Consider the following 3,911-nt stretch of genomic DNA (forward strand, 5'->3'; position numbering starts at 1 on the left):
TTATGAGTCAGACTGCGATGTGCCCTTTGAACTGGTCTTTCTCGTGATGGACCCCGGCTACAACGAGATCAACCGCCAGAAGATCGAATCCAACGCCGAGCTTCTCCACATCCCCGTGACCATCTTTGAGAGCAACATCTTCTCGGTGGCCAACAACACCGACAAGAACCCCTGCTATCTCTGCGCCCGGATGCGCCGCGGCCACCTCTACAGCAAGGCCAAGGAGCTGGGCTGCAACAAGATCGCACTGGGCCATCACTTCAACGATGTCATCGAGACCACCGTCATGAGTATGTTCTACGGCTCTCAGCTGCAGGCCATGCCCCCCATGCTCCACAGCACCAGTTTTCCCGGCATGACCCTCATCCGCCCGATGTATTGCATCCGGGAGGAGGACATTCTGGCATGGAAGCGATACAACGAGCTGGAATTCATCCAGTGCGCCTGCCGCTTCACTGAGAACTGCACCATGTGCGACAATGGCGGTGGCGGTTCCAAGCGGCAGGAGACGAAGATCCTGCTCCGCCGACTGAAACGCGACAACCCTAACATCGAGAACAGCATCTTCCGCAGCATCCACGCCGTGGCGCTGGACACCATGCCCGGCTATAAATCCGAGGGCGTGGAGCACAGCTTCCTTGAGCGGTTCCACGCGCAGGAGGAAGAACTTAACAAGGAGTAATATAATACCCCCTCCGATAGAGCAAATACCCAAGTCCAGTATCTTTTCACGAGACGCAAAAAGCCCCCGGAAGCGCAGCGTTACGCTTCCGGGGGCTTTTCCATGCCGCCGACGGGGGTCGAACCCGTACTCTGTCTCCAGAAAGGGATTTTAAGTCCCTCGTGTCTGCCAATTTCACCACAGCGGCTTCTGAATGAGCTGCCGCCCACATTCCTGCAAGCGGCAGCTCATATGATACAATAGAAATGCTGTTTTGTCAAGTTAAACCTTGCCGCCGTGCAGCTCTGCGTACATACGGGAGCGGCAGTCCGCCACGGCCGGGGTCATGTTGACGTAGTGCTTATGGGGCATCTCGATGCGCAGCTCACTTTCCCAAGTCTCCTCGGTGAGCTGCTTTGCGATATAGGCTTTCTTCTCCGCGATGGAGGGCAGCTCGATGGCCAGCTCACCGTGCAGGATGTGGGGCACCAGCAGCTGCTTGACCCGGGTGGGGACGAAGGTGACGGTGCGCTCGATGGCGTCGGAGTCGAGGTTGACCATCGTGACCGGCTTACCCGCCTCGATGACCTCGCCGTCCATTGCGATGAGGTCGCACTGGGCCTGACCATTTTCGTCATAGAGACGCCACGGCATCTTCTTGCCGGGGATGATGGCCTTACTGGCAGAGTCAGAGCACTTCATCTTGGGCTGGTAAGTGCCGTCCGGCCGCTTCACCGCCACCAGCTTGTACACGCCGCCAAAGACGGGGTCCGAGGCGGAGGTGATGAGGTTCTCGCCCACGCCGTAGGAGTCGAAGTGTGCGTGCTCGTACAGCTCCATGTTGGCGATCTTCTTCTCGTCCAGACCGTTGGAGGCCACCAGCTTGATGTAGGACTTCCCTGCTGCATCCAACGCCTTGCGCAGACGCTTGGAGCCGCGGGCAAGGTCGCCGGAGTCGATGCGGGCGCTCTTGACACGGCGGTTGGGGTCATTGGGATACTTCTCGATGAGGTAGTCGTCCAGCTTGATGAGATTGGGCAGGCCGCTCTCCATGATGTTGTAGGTGTCCAGCAGCAGGCTCACCGAGTCCGGGTAGGTATCGGCAAAGGCCTTGAAGGCGTCGAACTCGGTCGGGAAGAACTCGATGAAGCTGTGGGCCACCGTGCCCACGGCCTTGACCTCAGAGCCGAACTTCATCTCCGCCAGACAGTTGGCCGTGCCGATGCAGCCGCCCAGAACGGCCGCATATGCGCCGTCGTTGCCTGCGCTCTCGCCCTGTGCGCGGCGGGTGCCGAACTCCATGACGCTGCGTGGGGTGTGGGTGTTCAGGCCGGTGATGCGGGTGGCCTTGGTGGCGATGAGGCTGTGGAAGTTCATGGTCTGGAGCAGGTAGGTCTCGATGAGGATCGCGCCCACGAGGTCGCACTCGATGCGCACCATCTGGACATGAGGATAGCAGACCGTGCCCTCCGGCAGGGCGTACATATCGCCCTTCCAGCGGTAGGTGCGCAGATACTCGCAGAACTCCTCGCTCATGCCCTTGGTACGCAGCCAGTGGACGTCCTGCTCGTTGAAGTGGTAGTTCAGCAGGAAACGGGTCAGCTTGCGCTGGCCTGCACTGATGGAATAGCCCTGATTGTCCGGGTTCTTGCGGAAGAACATATCGAAGACAAGGGTGGTGTTCTTAAAGCCGTTTAAAAACAGGCAGTTGGCCATCGTGAACTCATAAAAATCAACGACCATTGCCGGATTGTCGTAGTCCTCATCCGGGATGTACGGCACAACTTTGATCTCACTCATGAAAAGTTTCCTCTCTTTTTCTGCACACCCTCACAGCGGGTGCTGCCAAACCAGCTCTGCGCCACCGCGCATTTTCGGGCACAGCGCACGTTTCGCCCTGTCATGACAGGGCGTTTGTACCACTATAGCATCTTTGACGGGCCGACGCAAGAGGTTTTGGCAGAAAATGACGGCAGAAAAGAAAAATGTTTTTTGCAAGTTCTTTACCGGCATTTTATTCCGCCGTTTCGGGGCGGCTCTCCCCTGCTTCTGTGGATGCAAAAAGCACCCGCAGCGCCTCATCAGCGCCGCAGGTGCTCATTTTTTCAAACTCAGCCGTTCATGATGCTGGGGGTAGCGTTCTTCAGCACGACGTCATGGCTGCCGCCCTCGACGATGGAGGTGGAGGACACGACGGTCAGCTTGGCCTTCTGCTGCAGCTCGGGGATGGAGAGTGCGCCGCAGTTGCACATGGTGCTCTTGACCTTGTACAGAGTGGTCTGGACGCCGTCCGCCAGCGGGCCGGCATACGGGACGTAGCTGTCCACGCCCTCCTCGAAGCTCAGCTTGGTGGAGCCGCCGAGGTCGTAGCGCTGCCAGTTGCGGGCACGGTTGGAGCCTTCGCCCCAGTACTCCTTCATATACTGGCCGTTGATGCGCACCTTGTTCGTGGGGCTCTCGTCGAAGCGGGCAAAGTAGCGGCCCAGCATGACGAAGTCTGCGCCCATGGCCAGAGCGAGAGTGATGTGGTAATCGTGGACGATGCCGCCGTCAGAGCAGATGGGCACATAGATGCCGGTCTCCTTGTAGTACTCATCGCGGGCCTTGGCCACCTCGATGACAGCGGTAGCCTGACCGCGGCCGATGCCCTTGGTCTCACGGGTGATGCAGATGGAGCCGCCGCCGATGCCGATCTTCACGAAGTCTGCGCCAGCCTTGGCGAGGAAGCGGAAGCCCTCGGCGTCCACGACGTTGCCTGCGCCCACCTTGACGGTATCACCGTAGTGCTCACGGATCCAGCCGATGGTGCGGCTCTGCCACTCAGAGTAGCCCTCGGAGGAGTCGATGCAGAGGACGTCTACACCAGCCTCCACCAGTGCGGGCACGCGCTGGGCGTAGTCGCGGGTGTTGATGCCGGCGCCGACCACATAGCTCTTGTTCTTATCCAGCAGCTCGTTGGCATTCTGCTTGTGGGAGTCGTAATCCTTGCGGAAGACGATATACTTCAGGTTGCCCTCGGCGTCCACCAGAGGTAGGGTGTTGATCTTGTTGTCCCAGATGATGTTGTTGCAGTCGTGCAGAGAGGTGTTCTCCGGAGCAGTGACCAGCTTCTCGATGGGGGTCATGAAGGTGGTGACAGAGGCATCGTCGGGGGTGTTGTTGCCGCGGTAATCGCGCGACGCCGCGATGCCCAGCTGCTTGCCGTTGGGGGTGCCGTCGGCGGTGATGGCGATGGTGGAGTGGCCGGTGC

General features: G+C 59.3%; 4 protein-coding genes and 1 tRNA gene. 2 read left to right on the forward strand and 3 right to left on the reverse strand.

Annotated features, from left to right (window positions below):
- The coding region (locus tag ACT8X9_RS12955) for a tRNA 2-thiocytidine biosynthesis TtcA family protein (RefSeq protein WP_444269269.1) at positions 1–682 on the forward strand (682 nt) is incomplete at its 5' end.
- Between the two features lie 103 nt (positions 683–785).
- Here ACT8X9_RS12955 and ACT8X9_RS12960 read toward each other — a convergent pair.
- Positions 786–869: transfer RNA gene (locus tag ACT8X9_RS12960), tRNA-Leu, on the reverse strand.
- Between the two features lie 74 nt (positions 870–943).
- Positions 944–2,461, reverse strand: coding sequence for a nicotinate phosphoribosyltransferase (locus ACT8X9_RS12965; RefSeq protein ID WP_227619968.1), 1,518 nt, complete (start codon positions 2,459–2,461; stop codon positions 944–946).
- A 166-nt stretch (positions 2,462–2,627) separates the two neighbouring features.
- Between ACT8X9_RS12965 and ACT8X9_RS12970 the strand changes: the two genes are divergently transcribed.
- Positions 2,628–2,786, forward strand: coding sequence for a hypothetical protein (locus ACT8X9_RS12970; RefSeq protein WP_444269270.1), 159 nt, complete (start codon positions 2,628–2,630; stop codon positions 2,784–2,786).
- Here ACT8X9_RS12970 and ACT8X9_RS12975 read toward each other — a convergent pair.
- Positions 2,773–3,911, reverse strand: a 1,139-nt coding sequence (locus ACT8X9_RS12975; protein WP_444269271.1) for an IMP dehydrogenase, incomplete at its 5' end; no start/stop codon positions are given. The two genes, ACT8X9_RS12970 and ACT8X9_RS12975, sit on opposite strands and share 14 nt — an antisense overlap.

Source organism: Faecalibacterium sp. (assembly GCF_052358865.1).
GTDB lineage: Bacteria > Bacillota > Clostridia > Oscillospirales > Ruminococcaceae > Faecalibacterium > Faecalibacterium butyricigenerans.